The sequence below is a fragment of the Aureimonas endophytica genome (genome assembly GCF_014642635.1).
GTDB lineage: Bacteria > Pseudomonadota > Alphaproteobacteria > Rhizobiales > Rhizobiaceae > Plantimonas > Plantimonas endophytica.
In genome coordinates, this window is sequence record NZ_BMIQ01000002.1 from 479465 (window position 1) to 494938 (window position 15474).

Annotated in this window: 16 protein-coding genes; 5 read left to right on the forward strand and 11 right to left on the reverse strand. The window is 69.1% G+C overall.

Translation table 11 applies throughout. From position 1 onward, the window contains the following. Nucleotides 1-61: 61 nt before the first annotated feature. From IEY14_RS08520 to IEY14_RS08530, 3 genes are all read left to right on the forward strand, one after another. Nucleotides 62-1048, forward strand: a complete 987-nt coding sequence (locus IEY14_RS08520) for a LysR family transcriptional regulator (RefSeq protein WP_188907781.1) — start codon at nt 62-64, stop codon at nt 1046-1048. 68 nt (nt 1049-1116) lie between these two features. Continuing rightward, nucleotides 1117-1842, forward strand: coding sequence for a LamB/YcsF family protein (locus IEY14_RS08525; protein ID WP_188907782.1), 726 nt, complete (start codon nt 1117-1119; stop codon nt 1840-1842). Nucleotides 1843-1846: 4 nt separating this feature from the next. Beyond that, nucleotides 1847-2440 carry a glutathione S-transferase family protein gene (locus IEY14_RS08530; RefSeq protein WP_188907783.1) on the forward strand — a complete coding sequence of 198 codons (594 nt, stop codon included), beginning with the start codon at nt 1847-1849 and terminating at the stop codon, nt 2438-2440. A 4-nt stretch (nt 2441-2444) separates the two neighbouring features. Here the strand turns inward: IEY14_RS08530 and IEY14_RS08535 are convergent, their stop codons facing one another. From IEY14_RS08535 to IEY14_RS08585, 11 genes are all read right to left on the reverse strand, one after another. Next, a complete protein-coding gene (locus tag IEY14_RS08535; RefSeq protein WP_188907784.1) occupies nt 2445-3677 on the reverse strand; it encodes an ABC transporter substrate-binding protein in 1233 nt (410 codons plus the stop codon). After that, nucleotides 3674-4765, reverse strand: coding sequence for a CobW family GTP-binding protein (locus tag IEY14_RS08540; RefSeq protein WP_188907785.1), 1092 nt, complete (start codon nt 4763-4765; stop codon nt 3674-3676). Before IEY14_RS08540 ends, IEY14_RS08535 begins: the two co-directional genes overlap by 4 nt. Beyond that, entirely contained in the window at nt 4762-5088 is a 327-nt protein-coding gene (locus tag IEY14_RS08545; protein ID WP_188907786.1) for a hypothetical protein, read from the reverse strand. The genes IEY14_RS08540 and IEY14_RS08545 overlap by 4 nt, the downstream gene beginning before the upstream one ends. A 61-nt stretch (nt 5089-5149) precedes the next feature. Next, nucleotides 5150-6031 (reverse strand): polysaccharide deacetylase family protein, encoded by an 882-nt coding sequence (locus IEY14_RS08550; protein ID WP_188907787.1) that lies wholly within the window; start codon nt 6029-6031, stop codon nt 5150-5152. 44 nt (nt 6032-6075) lie between these two features. Next, nucleotides 6076-7167 carry an ABC transporter ATP-binding protein gene (locus IEY14_RS08555; protein ID WP_188907788.1) on the reverse strand — a complete coding sequence of 364 codons (1092 nt, stop codon included), beginning with the start codon at nt 7165-7167 and terminating at the stop codon, nt 6076-6078. 64 nt (nt 7168-7231) lie between these two features. Next, nucleotides 7232-8464 carry an ABC transporter substrate-binding protein gene (locus IEY14_RS08560; protein ID WP_188907789.1) on the reverse strand — a complete coding sequence of 411 codons (1233 nt, stop codon included), beginning with the start codon at nt 8462-8464 and terminating at the stop codon, nt 7232-7234. Nucleotides 8465-8535: 71 nt separating this feature from the next. Beyond that, nucleotides 8536-9303 (reverse strand): SDR family NAD(P)-dependent oxidoreductase, encoded by a 768-nt coding sequence (locus IEY14_RS08565; RefSeq protein ID WP_188907790.1) that lies wholly within the window; start codon nt 9301-9303, stop codon nt 8536-8538. Nucleotides 9304-9316: 13 nt separating this feature from the next. Continuing rightward, nucleotides 9317-10060 carry an SDR family NAD(P)-dependent oxidoreductase gene (locus IEY14_RS08570; protein ID WP_188907791.1) on the reverse strand — a complete coding sequence of 248 codons (744 nt, stop codon included), beginning with the start codon at nt 10058-10060 and terminating at the stop codon, nt 9317-9319. After that, nucleotides 10060-10902, reverse strand: a complete 843-nt coding sequence (locus IEY14_RS08575; protein WP_188907792.1) for an ABC transporter permease — start codon at nt 10900-10902, stop codon at nt 10060-10062. Before IEY14_RS08575 ends, IEY14_RS08570 begins: the two co-directional genes overlap by 1 nt. A 13-nt stretch (nt 10903-10915) precedes the next feature. Next, the gene (locus IEY14_RS08580) at nt 10916-11809 is read right to left on the reverse strand and encodes an ABC transporter permease (protein WP_188908120.1); all 894 of its coding nucleotides are present in this window, start codon (nt 11807-11809) and stop codon (nt 10916-10918) included. A 47-nt stretch (nt 11810-11856) separates the two neighbouring features. Continuing rightward, complete coding sequence (locus tag IEY14_RS08585; RefSeq protein ID WP_188907793.1) at nt 11857-12930, reverse strand: ABC transporter ATP-binding protein; 1074 nt, start codon at nt 12928-12930, stop codon at nt 11857-11859. A 501-nt stretch (nt 12931-13431) separates the two neighbouring features. Here IEY14_RS08585 and IEY14_RS08590 point away from each other — a divergent pair. Together IEY14_RS08590 and IEY14_RS08595 are read left to right on the forward strand one after the other, a co-directional pair. Further along, nucleotides 13432-14454, forward strand: coding sequence for a GntR family transcriptional regulator (locus tag IEY14_RS08590; protein WP_188907794.1), 1023 nt, complete (start codon nt 13432-13434; stop codon nt 14452-14454). Nucleotides 14455-14473: 19 nt separating this feature from the next. Continuing rightward, nucleotides 14474-15457 carry an asparaginase gene (locus tag IEY14_RS08595; protein WP_188907795.1) on the forward strand — a complete coding sequence of 328 codons (984 nt, stop codon included), beginning with the start codon at nt 14474-14476 and terminating at the stop codon, nt 15455-15457. Nucleotides 15458-15474: the final 17 nt, after the last annotated feature.

Genomic DNA, 15474 nt, shown 5'->3' on the forward strand with positions numbered 1-15474 from the left:
ATCCGCCCCATCTGTTTTTCCGATAATGTTCGCGGCGAAGCTGCCGAATCGGAGGAACGGAATGTCGGTTTCGCTGAAGCAGATCCGCTATTTCGTCGCCGCCGCCGAGACGGGGCGCATCGGCCAGGCGGCGGTGGAGCTGAACGTCTCGCAATCGGCCGTGACGGCGGCGATCCAGCAGCTGGAGGCGGTGCTCGGCACCCGGCTGCTCGACCGCACGCCTTCGGGCGTCAACGTGACGCTCGAAGGCAGCCGCTTCCTGTCGCAGGGCCGGCAGATCCTCGCCGCCGTGGCCGAAGCCGTGCGCGGCCCGCGCGTTTCGGCGACCCGCATCGCCGGCACGGTGCGGGTCGGGCTGACCTATACGGTCGCCGGCTATTTCCTGCCGCGCCACCAGATCCGCTTCCAGGCGGGCTTTCCCGGCGTCAGGGTCGAACTCTTCGAGGCGCCGCGCGACGTGCTGGAGCAGGCCCTCATCGACGGCGCGCTCGACATCGCCGTCATCCTCGTCTCGAATCTGCGCAACGGCGAATCCCTTGCCAGCGAAGTGCTTGCCCGGTCGCAGCGCCGGCTCTGGCTGGCGCCCGACCATCCGCTGACGGGGCGTGAGCGGCTGCGCCTCGCCGACGTCGCCCGCCATCCCTATGTCATGCTGACGGTGGACGAGGCGAAGCACACCGCGCTTCGCTACTGGTCGGCGGCCGGGCTCGAGCCGCAGACCGTCTTCCGCACCTCGTCGGTCGAGGCGGTGCGCTCGATGGTGGCGGGCGGCATGGGGGTCACCATCCTCTCCGACATGGTCTATCGCCCCTGGTCGCTGGAAGGCCAGCGGATCGAGACGCGCATTCTCGACGACGACGTGCCGAGCATGGATGTCGGCCTTGCCTGGCGGCGCGAGGCCGCGCTACCGGCGCCGGCCGAGGCCTTTCGCGACTTCCTGCGCTTCGCCGTCGCCGGGGCGGGCCCCGGCAGGCCGGCGACGGCGGCGGCGGCCGGGGAAGGCGGCCCGGACCGGACATCGGTTTTTGCGATACCGGCTTCCGCTTAATACGATTTGACCCGGAGGGCGCCCCGCCGCCACGCTTGGCCCATCAGGGTTCGGCGAGGGGATGCGACATGGGCGTCGTGATCAATTGCGACATGGGCGAGGGCTTCGGCCTTTATCGCTGCGGCGACGACGAAGGCATCATGCCGCATATCCACATCGCCAATGTCGCCTGCGGCTTCCACGCCTCCGATCCGGTGGTGATGCGCCGCACGGTGCGGCTCGCCGCCGAGCACGGCGTCGCGGTCGGCGCGCATCCCTCCTTTCCCGATCTCCAGGGCTTCGGCCGGCGCGAGATGGTGATGGGCCGGGACGAGCTCTCCGCCTGCCTTCTCTACCAGATCGGCGCGTTGAAGGCCTTTCTCGACGTCGCCGGACTGCCGCTCAACCATATCAAGCCGCATGGCGCGCTCTACGGCGCGGCGACGCGGCACGAGCATGTCGCCCATGCGATCGCCGACGCGGCGGAAACCTATGGCGTGCCGGTGCTCGGCATGGCCGGCACGCTGCACGAGACGGTCTATCGCGAGCGCGGCCTGCCCTTCATGGCCGAATATTACGTCGATCTCGACTACGACGCCTCCGGCAAGCTGATCATCACGCGCGAGCACGACGCCAAGGACCCCGCCGAGGCGGCGCGCCGCGCGGTGCGCGTGATGACCGAGGGCAAGGCGACGGCGATCGACGGCTCGGATGTTCCGATGCGCTGCGACTGCGTCTGCGTCCATTCCGACACGCCCGGCGCCGTCGAGCTCGCTCGCGCCGTCAACGAGGCGCTGCGGCCCTATTTCGCCTGAGACGATGCGCCTTCTGACCGGACCGACGACGCCCTTCGGGCGCATGGTGGAAGTGGCGGCGCTGGAGGCCGGCATCGCGCTCGACATCGAGGTGATCGCCGTCACCGGCGCGGCCTTTCTCGACGCGCTGAACCCCTTGCGCCTCATTCCGACGCTCGTCGCGGCGGATGGGACGGCGGTCTATGACAGCCGGGTGATCTGCCGCGTCCTCGCGGAGGAGCGCCCGCAGGCGGGCCTCTTCCCCGCCGGCTTCGACCGCGCCTTCGAGACGCGGCTCGCCCTCGTCTGCGGCATCATGGATGCCGGCGTCGCCCGCCAGGGCGAGGTGACGCGGCTTGAGGCGGCGCGGAGCCCGGAGGTCATCGCCCGCCTGGAGGCGCGCCTCTGGCGCGGGTTCGCCCGGCTTGAAGCCGAGATCGACAGGTTCGACGGCGCCTTTCCGCGTCTCGACGCGCTCGGAGCGGCGGTGCTTCTCGACTATGTCGATTTCCGCGTCTGTCGCGACTGGCGCGCCGAGGCCCCGCGCCTCGCCGCCTTCCTCGCCCGCGAAGGCGAACGGCCCTCGATGGTCGCGACGCGCTTTCCGCGCGCCGCGTGACGCCTCACGCCACCAGTTCGCCCCAGCGGCGGACGAGGTAGTTGTGCTCGTCCATGGTCGTGTTCCACACGGCGATGTTCGAGGCGCGGTTCCAGTAGGAGCCGCCCGAGCGGCGGGCGCCCTGGCGGATCGAGACCTCGCCGTCGGGATCGGGCAGGTCTGCCGCCGCTGGCCGGCCCTCGTACCAATAGGCCCATTCGGCCGGCGAGAGATTGGGGCGCACCCGGTCGACCACCGACATGTAATAGCCCTGGCGCGCCACGACGGCGCCCGGCCAGCCGGACAGCCACCAGTTGAGATAGGCATAGGCGATGTCGAGCTGGCGCCCCGACAGGCGGCGCGACAGGCAGAGCCCGCCATGCCAGGCGCGATAGCCCTCCTTCGGCACCGCCTGGCGCACCCGGACGCCCATCCGCTTCAACGCGGCGATCGAGGGCGACCAGAGGCTGCCGATGGCGAAGCGGCCCTCGGCCATCTGGGCCGTCGCCTCGGCGGCGGTGCGCCAGCAGCCGGCGAAATGCCCGGCGCGCTTCCTTTCGGTGAGGAGATCCAGCAACCCGTCGATCTCCTCCGGCGCGAGATTGCCGATATCGCCGAAGCGCATCAGGCCGGCGGACTGCGCCGCCAGCGCCACGTCGAAGATGCCGATCGCCGGCTCGTCCACGAAGGCGACGCGGCCGTGCCATTCGGGATCGAGCAGGGCCGCCCAGGAGGTGACGCGCTCGTGGCTGAGGCCCTCGACGCCCTCGTCGAAGCCGAAGCTGTCGAAATTGTGCACCGTCGGCAGCATGGAGATGAAGCGCGAGGGCTGCGGCCCGAGCGACTGGTCCGGCTGGACATAGAGCTTGGTCACCGGCGCGTCGCCATGGCCGATCGGGGCGGAGGGACCGATCGTGCCGACGCGGCTGAGGCTCGACACCTCGTCCCAGAGCTCGATCCGCGCCGTGTCGATCGCCTGGACGGCGCGCCAGTACCAGACGATGTCGAGATTGTGGAAGCACTGGTCGTAGATGTCGAAAGCGTCCGGCTCGCGCGCCGCCTTGCGCTGGGCGTTCAGGAAGTCGTGGTTCTCGAAGACGATCCTGATGCCGAGATCGGTCTCCGCCGCGAGGCGCAGCTGTTCGAGAAGCGTGATCTCGGTGCCGAGAACGCGCAGCACCGCCTTGCCGGCCGTCTGCACGGCCGGGGCGGCGAGCTTGCGTCTGGTGCGGAATTCCCGGCCGGAAGCTTCGTTCACCGGGCCTCCACAAGGGCCGGCCGCGAGCCCTCGGCCATCGCCGGCTCGCCGAGCGCCATGAAGGCGGCGAGCGAGGCGCGGATGCGCGGCTCCGACAGGCCGTCGACGATGAAGACGAGGCGCGACGAGCGCTGCTCCGTCGGCCAGGCCGCCATATGGGTCGGCGGATGGACGAGATGCTGCACGCCATGGACGGCGACGGGCCGGGTCTCGCCGACGAGATCGAGAATGCCCTTCACGCGGAGAATGCGGTCGCCGTGGCGGTTGAGCAGCATCGACAGCCAGATGCCGAAGCCGGTCCAGTCGAGCGGGCGGTCGAGCGTGACGGCGAAGGCGCGGATCGTCTCGCCATGCCGGTTCGGATCGTGGCCGTGATGATGGTGGTGGCCACCGTGCCCATGCCCGTCCTCGTGGCCGTGCGCGTGGTGCCCGCCATGATGGTCGTGATGGGTTTCGTGATCCTCAGTCTCGGCGCTCTCGACCATCAGCCAGCCGGCGTCCCAGGCGGCGTCGTGGACATCGACCACGGCGGCAGCCGGGTTCAGGGCGGACAGGTGGCGGCCAAGCGCGGCCTGCGCCTCCGGCGCCACGAGATCGCCCTTGGTGACGACGATGCGGTCGGCCGCCGCCACCTGCTTCGCCATTTCCGGGCGGCGCTCGAACTGATCGGCGGCGTTCACCGCATCGACGGTGGCGACGACATTGCCGAGGGTGAAGTGATGCGACAGGACCGGGTCGGCCCGCACCGTCGACAAGATGGGGAAGGGATCGGCGAGGCCGGTCGATTCGATCACCAGCCGGTCGAAGGCGGGGACGAGGCCGCGTTCGCGCCTCGACAGGAGCTCGCGCATCGCGTCCGACAGCTCGCCCCGGATGGTGCAGCAGACGCAGCCGGACTGAAGGAGCACCGTCGTCTCGTCGATCCGCTCGATCAGGTGATGATCGAGCCCGACCTCGCCGAATTCGTTGATGAGGACGGCGGCGCCGGCGAGCGCCGGGTCCTGGAGGAGGCGGTGGAGAAGGGTCGTCTTGCCCGAGCCGAGAAAGCCGGTCAGGAGATTGACCGGAATGAAGGGCGCGGCGCTCATGCCTCCCGCTCCAGCCGGGCGAGAAGCCCGTCGTCCAGGGGATCGAAGGGGCGGCCGGCGAGCTTCTCGGCCGTCGGCCAGAGATGGGCCAGCGTCTCGATCACCTCGGTCTTGCCCGTGGCGGTGGCCAGGAGATAGGCGCGGCCCTGGAAATCCGACAGCGTCAGGCGATAGGCGCCGAGCACGCGGTTGGCGAGGCGGATGCGCCGGGCGCGCTCCAGCTTGCGCTCGCGGGCCGCCTCGTTGCGCGAGAAGACGCCGGGCCGGGCTACGGCATCCGTCCAATGGGTCTCGACGCCGAGCACGCCGCAGAGCGAGCACATGGCAGTTCCTCTCCCGATGCTGGCCGGGCGGCGCGCGCCGCCCGGCCGCTCTGTTATGCTATTACTTGGCGCGCGGGAAGCGCGCCGCGAAATCGTCGGCCATCTCGTTCATGGTGACGAAGCGCACGCCCTCGTGGCCCTTCATGTACTCGAAGAGCCGCTCCAGCATCAGGAGCACCTGCGGCCGGCCCGACACGTCGGGATGGATGGTGATCGGGAAGACGGCATAGTCCATCTCGCGATAGACCCAGTCGAACTGGTCGCGCCACATCTCTTCGATGTCGCGCGGATTGACGAAGCCGTGGCTGTTCGGCGCCTTCTTAATGAACATCATCGGCGGCAGGTCGTCGAGATACCAGTTGGCCGGGATCTCGATCAGGTCGGTCTCGTGGCCGCGCTCGAGAGGCACCATCCAGTCCTTGGGCCGGCCGGCATAGTCGATCTTCGTCCACTTGTCGCCGACGCGCACGTAATAGGGCGTGAAGTCGTCATGCATCAGCGAATGGTCGTACTTGATGCCGCGCTCCAGGAGCAGCTCGTTGGTGACGTTGGAGAATTCCCACCAGGGCGCGACATAGCCGGTCGGCCGCTTGCCGGACAGCTTCTCGACGAGGTCGATGCACTTGTCGAGGACCTCGGTCTCCTGCTCGCGCGTCATCGCGATCGGGTTCTCGTGGGTATAGCCGTGGATGCCGATCTCGTGGCCGGCATCGGCCACCGCCTTCATCTGGTTGGGGAAGGTCTCGATCGAATGGCCGGGAATGAACCAGGTCGTCCGGATGTCGAGGCGCTGGAACAGCTTCAGGAGGCGCGGCGAGCCGACTTCGCCGGCGAAGAGGCCGCGCGAGATGTCGTCCGGCGAGTCCTCGCCGCCATAGGAGCCGAGCCAGCCCGCGACGGCATCGACATCGATGCCGAAGCCGCAGAGGATTTCCTTTGCCATGGTCAAGTGTCTCCCTTGGTTCTTGGCGTGGAGAAGGGCCGCCCTCAGGCGGCGATGACGGAGGAGCGCTCGGGCGCCCAGGACAGGACGACCGCGTCGCCGGGACCGGCGGCCAGCGTCTCGAACTTGTCGACATGGGCTTCCACGGCGACGGGCCTGCGGCCGGGCAGGGCGATCTGGAGATGGCCGATATGGCCGACCACCTCGCGCGAGAGCACGGTGCCGGCGACATGGTTCAACGGGCCGGCGCCCTGCCAGCCGGCGGGATGGACGTCCAGCGCGTCGGCCGGCACGGCGATGATGGCGCCGCGCCCGGCGAGCCCTTCGCCGTCGCCGGTGCCTTCCATCGGGCCGAAGGCCGTGTCGAGCCGGCAGCGCCCGCCGGAGGCGCCGCTGGCGGCGACGCCCTCGAAAATGGCGTTCGCGCCGATGAAGCCCGCGACGAAGGGCGTCGCGGGACGCGTATAGAGCTCGCGCGGCGCCGAGATCTGCTCGACCTTGCCGTTGCTCATCACCACCACGCGGTCGGACAGGCCGAGCGCCTCCGATTGCGCATGGGTGACGAAGACGAAGGTGATGCCGAGTTCCTTCTGGAGAAGCTTCAGCTCGTTCTGAATGACGCGGCGCAGATTGGCGTCGAGCGCGCCGAGCGGCTCGTCGAGAAGCAGGATGTCGGGCTCGACGACGAGGCCGCGCGCGAGGGCGATGCGCTGGCGCTGGCCGCCGGACAGGCGATCGGCCCGCTTGTCGGCGAGGGCCGAGAGGCCGAGCTTCTCCAGGATGCGGCCGGCGCGCTGCCGGCGCTCCGCCTTGCCGATGCCGCGCACGGCAAGGCCGTATTCGACGTTCTGCCGCACGTTCATATGCGGAAACAGGGCGTAGTTCTGGAAGATCATCGAGGTCGGCCGCCGCTCGGGCGGCAGCTCGCTGACATTGCGGCCCTTGATCAGGATGTCGCCATGCGTGATCGTCTCGAAGCCGGCGATCATGCGCAGCGTCGTCGTCTTGCCGCAGCCGGAGGGGCCGAGAAAGGCGACGAACTCGCCCTTCTCCACCGAAAGGTCGAAATCGGCGACGGCGACCGTGCCGTCCTCGTAGGTCTTGCCGACCTGGATCAGTTCGAGATCGTGCAGCATGCGGTTCTCCGGGAACGGGCGAAAGGACTGCGGCGCAGAGGGCACCGCGGTCCGAAAAGCCGGATCAGGCGTTCAGGAACTCGTCCCACTTCTGGATGAGGTAGTCGTATTCCGCCGGCCACTGGTGCCAGTAGGCGACGTTGGCGGCGCGGGTGGCGAGCGAGCCGCCGTCGCGGAGGTCCCCCTCCTTGATGCCGCGCTCGGCGGCGCCTTCCCAGGGCTTGCCCTCGTACCAGAAGGCGTATTTCTTCGGGTCCATCACGTCCTTGATATTGGTCGAGGGCGAGTAGTAGCCCTGTTCCGAGACGGTGATGCCCGGCTGGCCGGAGAGCCAGTAATCGGCATAGGCGGCGACGGCGGCGGCGTTGGGCGTGCCCTTGATCATGGCGGGGCCGATGGCCCAGGCGCGGTAGCCTTCCTTCGGCACGGCGTAGCGGCAGGCCTTGCCCTGCGCCTTCACCGCCATCACGGCCGGCTGCCAGGCGTCGCAGACCACCATCTCGCCGGAGGCGAGGAGATTGACGAGCTCGCCGAAATCGCCCCAGAGCGCGCGGAACTGGCCGCCCTTCTTCTTGGAGACGAGGAACTTCGCCGCCTCGTCGATCTCGGCCTGCGTCGGATTGCCGGGATTGGCGACCTTGGACAGGCCGAGTGAGTTCATGGCGAGGATCGCCTGGCCGAAGGCGATCAGCGGATCGGTGTTGAGGCCGGACTTGCCCTTGTACTTGTCGTCGAAGATCGCCGTCCAGGTATTGGCTTCCTCCTCGGACAGGACGTCGGGATTGTAGCCGATGGAGTCGTAGTTGTAGACGGCCGGCACCATCCAGAGATTGGACTGGCTCTCGTCGGTCCAGATCTGGCCGACGATCTGGGCCGAGCGGTCCCATTTCGGATCGGCCTTGGTGAAGGTGTCGCGGATGTTCGACCAGTTCTTGAGCTTGGACGCCTCGATCGGCTCGGCATGGTCGGTCATGGTGATGGCCGGCAGGCGCTCGCCGATCACTTCCCAGCAGTCGTAGTCGGTGGCGCCGGACAGGATCTTGGTCTGGGCGTCGGGGAAGGTGGCGGCGGTGCCGGAGGTCGAGCCGACGCCGGACGCCTTCTTGAAGTCCTCCAGGATGCGCTCCTGCACCGTCACCGACAGGCCGGTGGTGCGCAGCGCCTCGGAGGCGAGGGCGCTGCCCTGGGCATGGGCCGCGCGCGAGGAGAGGAAGGGCGTGCCGCCGCCGAGCGCCAGCGCCATGGCGCCGGCCGTGCCCTTCAGCATCGTGCGTCGATCGAGGTCTTTGCGGATCATGCGTCTCGGCTCCATTCGAGGGACGGGCGGAAGACGAGCGCCGGCGCCCTCGGCCGGCGGCTCGGAAAGGGTCAGTAGCGGCCGACGAGCAGGCCGCCGTCGACGGCGATCACCTGGCCGGTGAGGTAGCGGGCGCCGTGCGAGGCGAGGAACAGGATGACGTCGGCGATGTCGGAAGCCTCGCCGAGCCGGCCCATCGGGATGAAGGCGGCCGCCTTCTCGGCGCCCTCGGGGCCGAGCGAGTTCTCGGCCGAGAGGAGCTGGGCCGTGCGGATATAGCCGGGCGCGACGCCGTTGACGCGCACGCCGTCCTTGGCGAGCTCGACCGCGAGGCCGCGCACGAAGCCGACGACTCCGGCCTTGGCCGCCGAGTAATGCACATGCTCGTCCCAGCCATAGGCGACGCCCATGATGGAGGAGAGGCAGACGATGGCGCCGCCCTTTGCCCGCATCTTCGGCAGCGCCGGGCGGATGACGCGCAGCATGCCCTTCAGATCGACGTCGAAGGTGTGGTCCCATTTCGCGTCGGTCATGGCGGCGATCGGCACGCGATGGGCGATGCCGGCATTGGCGACGATCACGTCGAGGCCGCCATGCCGCGCCTCGATCTCGGCGACGAGCGCGTCGGCGCCTTCGGTCGAGGTGACGTCGAGCCGGCGGAACTCGGCCGAGCCGCCATGGGCGCGGATGCCGGCGGCGACGGCCTCGCCTTCGGCCGCCAGGACATCGGTGACCACCACATGGTCGCCCGCCGCCGCGAAGGCTTCGGCCGTCGCCTTGCCGATGCCGATGCCGGCGCCGGTGACGAGGACGATGCGGGGGGAGGAGGCTTCGGTCATGGCAGGCAATCCTTCAGAGCATCACGTCGCCGGAATTCGGTCCGAGCGTCTGGCCGACGAAGATCGCGGCGTCGGTGGAGGCGAGAAAGGCGACGGTGCCGGCGACGTCCTCCGGCTCGCCGAAGCGGCCGAGCGGCAGTTCGCCCCGCTTCTTCGCCTGCCAGTCCTGCGACAGGGCGCGCACCAGCGGCGTGTTGATCGGCCCCGGCGCGACCGCGTTCACCCGGATTCCCCTGGCGGAGACCTCGCGCGACAGCGCCTTGGTGAGGCCGATGATGCCGGCCTTCGCCGCCGAATAGTGCACGAGCTCGATGCCGCCGATCTGGCCGAGCTGCGAGGCCATGTTGACGACGATGCCGGAGCCCGCCTCCAGCATGGCCGGCAGCGCGGCCCGCGTCATCAGGAAGGTGCCGCGCAGATGGACCGCGATCATCCGGTCGAAATCGGCGGCGGCGAGATCCTCGAACCGCGCCTGATGCACATGGCCGGCATTGTTGACGAGAAGCCCGACCGGCCCGAAGCGCTCCGCCGCGAAGGCGACCGCGGCCGCGGCCGAAGCCTCGTCGGCGACGTCGCAGCCGGTGGCGGCGGTGACATGGCCCGAGGCGTTGAGCCTCGCGCTCGCGGCCTCGGCCTTGGCGGCGTCGAGATCGGCCAGCACCACCCTCGCGCCGTCCGCCGCCAGCCGCTCGGCGACGGCGAGGCCGATGCCGGAGGCCGCGCCGGTGACGAGGGCGGTTCCCTGGAAGGCGGTCATCAGGCGGCCTCCGCCGGCACGCGCTTCGCCCGCCGCACCGACTGCGTCATCAGGACGGCGTAGACGGCGAGAAGCGCGAAGGAGAAGAGGGTGGTGAGGACACCGAAGGCGAAGACGTTCGGATGGATCTCCACGGCGAAGGTGCCGTAGATCGCCAGCGGCAGGGTGAGCTTCGGTCCCGAGGTGAAGAGGGTGCGCGAGAACTCGTCATAGGAGAGCGTGAAGGCGAAGAGCATCGCCGACAGGACGCCCGGGAAGATGACCGGGAAGGTGATCTTGCGGAAGGTCGTCGTCGGCGAGACGCCGAGCGACCAGGCGGCCTCCTCGATCGAGCGGTCGAAGCGGTTGAAGATCGCGAGCATCACCAGGAAGGCGAAGGGATAGGTATAGACGACGTGGAGGACGAAGGCCGTGCCCCACCAGGCGCGGTCGATGCCAAGGATGTTGGACAGAAGCGCCGTGCCGAGGCCGACGAGGACGCCCGGCACCATCATGCCGAGGACGATCAGATAGAAGACAGGGCCGGAGCCCTTGAAGCGCTGGCGGAAGCCCTGCGCCGAGGCGACGCCGAGCAGCGTCGAGACGACCATCGTCATGAAGGCGAGGGTGAGCGAGCGGATCAGGCTGTCGCCGATCGGCAGCGGCGCGATGCGCGACGGCGGCACGAGGCCGAAGAGGTGGCGATACCAGTAGGTCGACCATTCGACGATCGGGAATTGCGGGCCGCCTTCCGGCCCCTGCTGGAAGGACAGGATCGCCAGCACGACGAAGGGGCCGTAGAGGAAGGCGATGAACAGCGCGGTATAGAGCGCGAGGACGGGTTTCAGGACGCCGGTCTGCATGGGGCTCAGCTCCTCACAGCTCGTTGCGCAGGTTGACGACCTTCAGGAAGGCGGCGATGACGACGCCCATCAGGAGGGTCAGGATCACGCCGGCCACCGCCGCGAAGGCCCATTTCAGCGAGCCGACTTGGCTGACGATGATATTGCCGAGCATGTTGGTCTTGCGGCCCGAGAGGGCGGCGGCCGTCGCGAATTCGCCGAGCACCATGACGGAGACGAAGATCGCGCCGACGACGACGCCGGGCAGCGACAGGGGCAGGATGATGGTGCGCAGGATGCGCCAGAAGCCGGCGCCGAGATCGCGCGCCGCCTCGATGACGTTCGGATCGATGCGGCCCATCATGAAGGTGATCGGCCCAACCATGAAGACGCAGTAGATCTGCGTCATGCCGATCAGCACCGAGAGTTCGGAGAAGAGCAGCGCGTCGATCGGCTGCGAGATGAGGCCCGCCTTCATCAGGACGATGTTGATCGCCCCTTGCGTGCCGAGCATCGGCCGCCAGGCGAGGACGCGGATGAGGAAGGACGTCCAGAAGGGAATGACGCAGAGGACGAGCAGCACCGTCTGCAGCGTCTTGTTGCGGACCATCAGGCCGATGAACAGGGCCACCGGATAGCCGACGACGAGGGTGGAGGCGAGGACGAGCAGCCAGATGCGCACCGTCGTCCAGAGCGCGTCGAGATAGGTGGAATTGGTGAGGAAGCGCACCCAGCTCGCGAGCGTCAGCGTCGGCTCGACCTTGAAGGTCGTCTGCGTCCAGAAGGAGACATAGACGACCATCAGGAGCGGCAGGACGAGGAACAGCGTCATCCAGAGGATGCCGGGCGAGAGCAGGAGCCAGGACAGGCGGCGCGCCTTGGCCGCCTGGCGCTCGGCCGCCGAGGCCTCGCGTCCCGCAGGACTCATCGCCGTGCCCGGCGCTTCGATCGTTCGCGACATGGGGCGGGTTCCGTTCAGGCGTAGACGAGGGCGCTGGCGCGCTTCCAGGCGAGGCCGTAAGGCCGGTCGGCCTCCAGCCGCCGGGGCTCGCCGAGGCTCAGATGCTCCTCGACCTCGACGATCTGGCCGTTGTCGAGGGCGAAGAAGGAGAGGACCGAGGCGCCGCCATATTCGCTGGCGATGAACTTCGCCGGCACCTGCACCTCGTCGGGGCCGGGCGCGGCGCCCGCCTCGCGCACGCTGATGCGGTCGTGGCGAATGGCATAGACGCCCTCGCCATGGCGCAGCGCCGGCGCGTCGAAGGCGAGGGGACCGATCTCACTGACGAAGAGCTCGTCCGAGCGCGCGCCCTTCAGGAGATTGTAGGCGTTGAGATAGCGCGCGACGCCGGGCGAGGCCGGGGCGGCATAGAGATGCTTCGGCTCGTCGAACTGGCCGATGCGGCCCTCGTCGAGGACGATCAGCCGGTCCCCCATCGCGAGCGCCTCGGTTTCCGAGCCGGTGACATGGAGGAAGGTGACGCCGAGGCTGCGGCGGATCTCGCGCAGTTCCAGCCGCATCCGGGCCCGCAAATGCGCGTCGAGCGCGCCGAGCGGCTCGTCGAGCAGCACGAGCTTCGGCCGCGTGACGAGCGTGCGGGCGAGGGCGACGCGCTGGCGCTGGCCGCCGGAGATCTGCGTGACCGAGCGGCGGTCGAGACCCTTCAGGCCGACGAGCTCGATCGCCTCGTCGACGCGCCGGTCGATCTCCGCCGGGTCGGTCAGCGGCGCCTCCGCCCGGTTGGCGAGGCCGAAGGCGACGTTCTGCCGGACGTTCAGATGCGGAAAGAGCGCGAAGTTCTGGAAGACGAAGCCGATGCCGCGCCGATGGGCGGGCGTGCCGTCGATGCGGTGGCCGTCGAAGGTGATCGAGCCGGTCTCCGGCTCCTCGAAGCCGGCGATGAGGCGAAGCAGCGTCGTCTTGCCGGAGCCGCTGGCGCCGAGCACGGAGATATAGGAATCGGCCGGCACGGCGAGGTCGACATGCGCCACCGCCGGCTTGCCGCCATAGGATTTCGACACGTCGGACAGAATGAGGACTGACGACATCCGGTGCTCGCGGAAAGGCCTCGGGACAGGGCCGTCATGTCGCCGAGGCCCCGCTTCCGCCTTTCGGCTCAAGGGCTTCCGACGGCCGTGCCGGCCCGATGACTTGGACGCTAACAGCCGCGTTTTCTGTATGCAATGATCTTTTCATCGCCCTCAAGTTGCGGATTCATGGCCGCGCAGTGAGCTTTGGCCGTCATGGCTTAGATGTTGTGCAGTGCAGCCGATTTTGCGTGCAAATGCGAAGTCTTGAACGCCCGGATGCACGGGATGTTACAGATCAATGGTTTGAGCGTGCATTCCATATGATCGACCAAGTGGCACTCCGCGAAGGACCCCTCGCATCTGGCGCAAAACGCGGCGGCATACCGCGCGCAAACTGTGCAATTGCAAAAGCGTACACAAAAAACATTTTGTAGCCGACCTGCGAAAGCATGGGCTTCGTGCTATGCGGGACGACCTGGACCCGTTCGGCACGCCGAGTCGCCTTCGCCTGGAGCCGCCATGGGATCGTCCGCTCCCCCGTCCTCCACCCTGCCGCGCCGCTACGAGGTCGTGGCCGAGACTTTGCGCCGCAATCTCGCGGAGGGCCGCATTCCCGGCGGCACCGTCCTGCTCGAAGGCCCGGTGGCCGATCTCTTCCGCCTGTCGCGCGCGCCGGTGCAGCGCGCCTTGGCGCAGCTGGAGGAAGAGGGGCTGATCCACCGCTTCGAGGGGCGGGGCTATCTCGCGGGCGATGCCAACCATCCGGCGCCGCGCCGGCGCGTCGATCTCGCCAGCCTCGATCTCGTCCTCCCGAGCGAGGCGGACGAAGGCTTCGGCGAGCGCCAGGCGTGGCGGCGCATCTATGCCAGCATCGAGTCGGAGATCACCCGCTGCCTCGTCTTCGGCCGCTACCGTGTGGTGGAGACCGAGCTCGCCGAGCATTTCGACGTCAGCCGCACCATCATCCGCGACGTGCTCGGCCGGTTGCAGGAGCGCCGGCTGATCGGCAAGAACGAAAGCTCGCACTGGATCGCCGGCCCGCTGACCGCCCGCTCGATCAAGGACCAGTTCGAGCTGCGCAAGATCCTGGAGCCGCCGGCGCTGCTCTCGGCCGCCGGCGTGACGGAGCGCGAGCGGCTGGAGGGGCTCAGCCGCCGGCTCGGCGCGGCGGAGGCCGGCGCCGGCCGCGAGGACGAGGGTGAGGTGGACGAATTGTCCGGTCTCTTCGTCGAGACCGTGGTGCTTTCGACGCCCAATCTCAGCCTGCGCGATCTCGTGCGGCGCAATCTCCACACCGTTCTCACCTCGCAAGGGGTGCTGCGCCAGCTCGGCCTGCCGCAGGACCGCGCGACGCTCGCCGAACAGCGCATGATCGTCGATCTCCTGCTGCACGGCGCGACCAGCGCCGCCGCCGCCATGCTGACCACCCATATCGAGGCCGAGCTGCGGCGCACCGTCGCCCAGATGAAGATCGTCGCCGTCATCCCGCAGCCGATCTCGCTCGCCCCCTATCTGCGGCCGGCCGACCAGCCGGCCGACTGACCGTCCCGAAGGAGCATCAATGCCCAGGATTCAACTCGTCACCACCGGCGGCACCATCGCCTCCAAGGCCGGCGCGGCGCGGCCGGGCGGGGCGGATGTCGTCGCCTCCGTTTCCGGCGCGGATCTGCGCGCCACGCTGCACGATCCGCTGGAGGGCATCGAGCTGAGCATCGACGATTTCTGCCGGGTCGGCAGCTTCGCGATCGACCTGCCGCTCGCCTTCGCGCTGGCGGCGCGCATCGGCGAGCATCTCGCCGATCCCGCCTGCGACGGCGTGGTGGTGACCCATGGCACGGACACGATGGAGGAAAGCGCCTTTCTCGCCGATCTCCTCGTCGCCTCCGACAAGCCGGTGGTCTTCACCGGCGCGCAGCGCAGCGCCGACGCGCCGGACACCGACGGGCCGCGCAACATCGCCGAGGCCGTGCGGCTGGCCGCCGCGCCGGCGGCGCGCGGGCTCGGCGCCATGATCTGTTTCGAAGGCGACTTCCACGCCGCGCGCGACGTGACGAAGACCCATACGTCGCGCACCGACACGTTCCGCTCGGGCGAGCACGGCAAGCTCGGCGAGGTCGACGGCGCCGTGGTCACGGTCCAGCGCCTGCCCCTCCTGCGCCGGCACTTCGCGGCGCGGCGCATCGAGCCCGAGGTCGAGCTCCTGCGCCTCGCGATGGGCGCTTCGGACCGGCTGATCCGCTATTGCGCCGCGAGCGGCGCGAAGGCGATCGTGCTCGAAGGTTTCGGCCGGGGCAACGCCCCGCCGGCGGTGACGGCGGCCGTCGCCGAGATCGTCGCCGGCGGGGTGCCGGTGATCGTCGCCTCGCGCTGCCCGGAAGGCCGGGTGAAGCCGGTCTACGGCAATGGCGGCGGCAAGGATCTGGAACGGGCGGGCGTGATCTTCGCCGGCGACCTCACCGGCCAGAAGGCGCGCATTCTCGCCGCCGTCGTGCTCGGCACCGAGGGCGCGGACCTGCGCGAGGCCTTCGCCGCGCTCGGCGGCTGAAAAACGAAGCGCGGCGG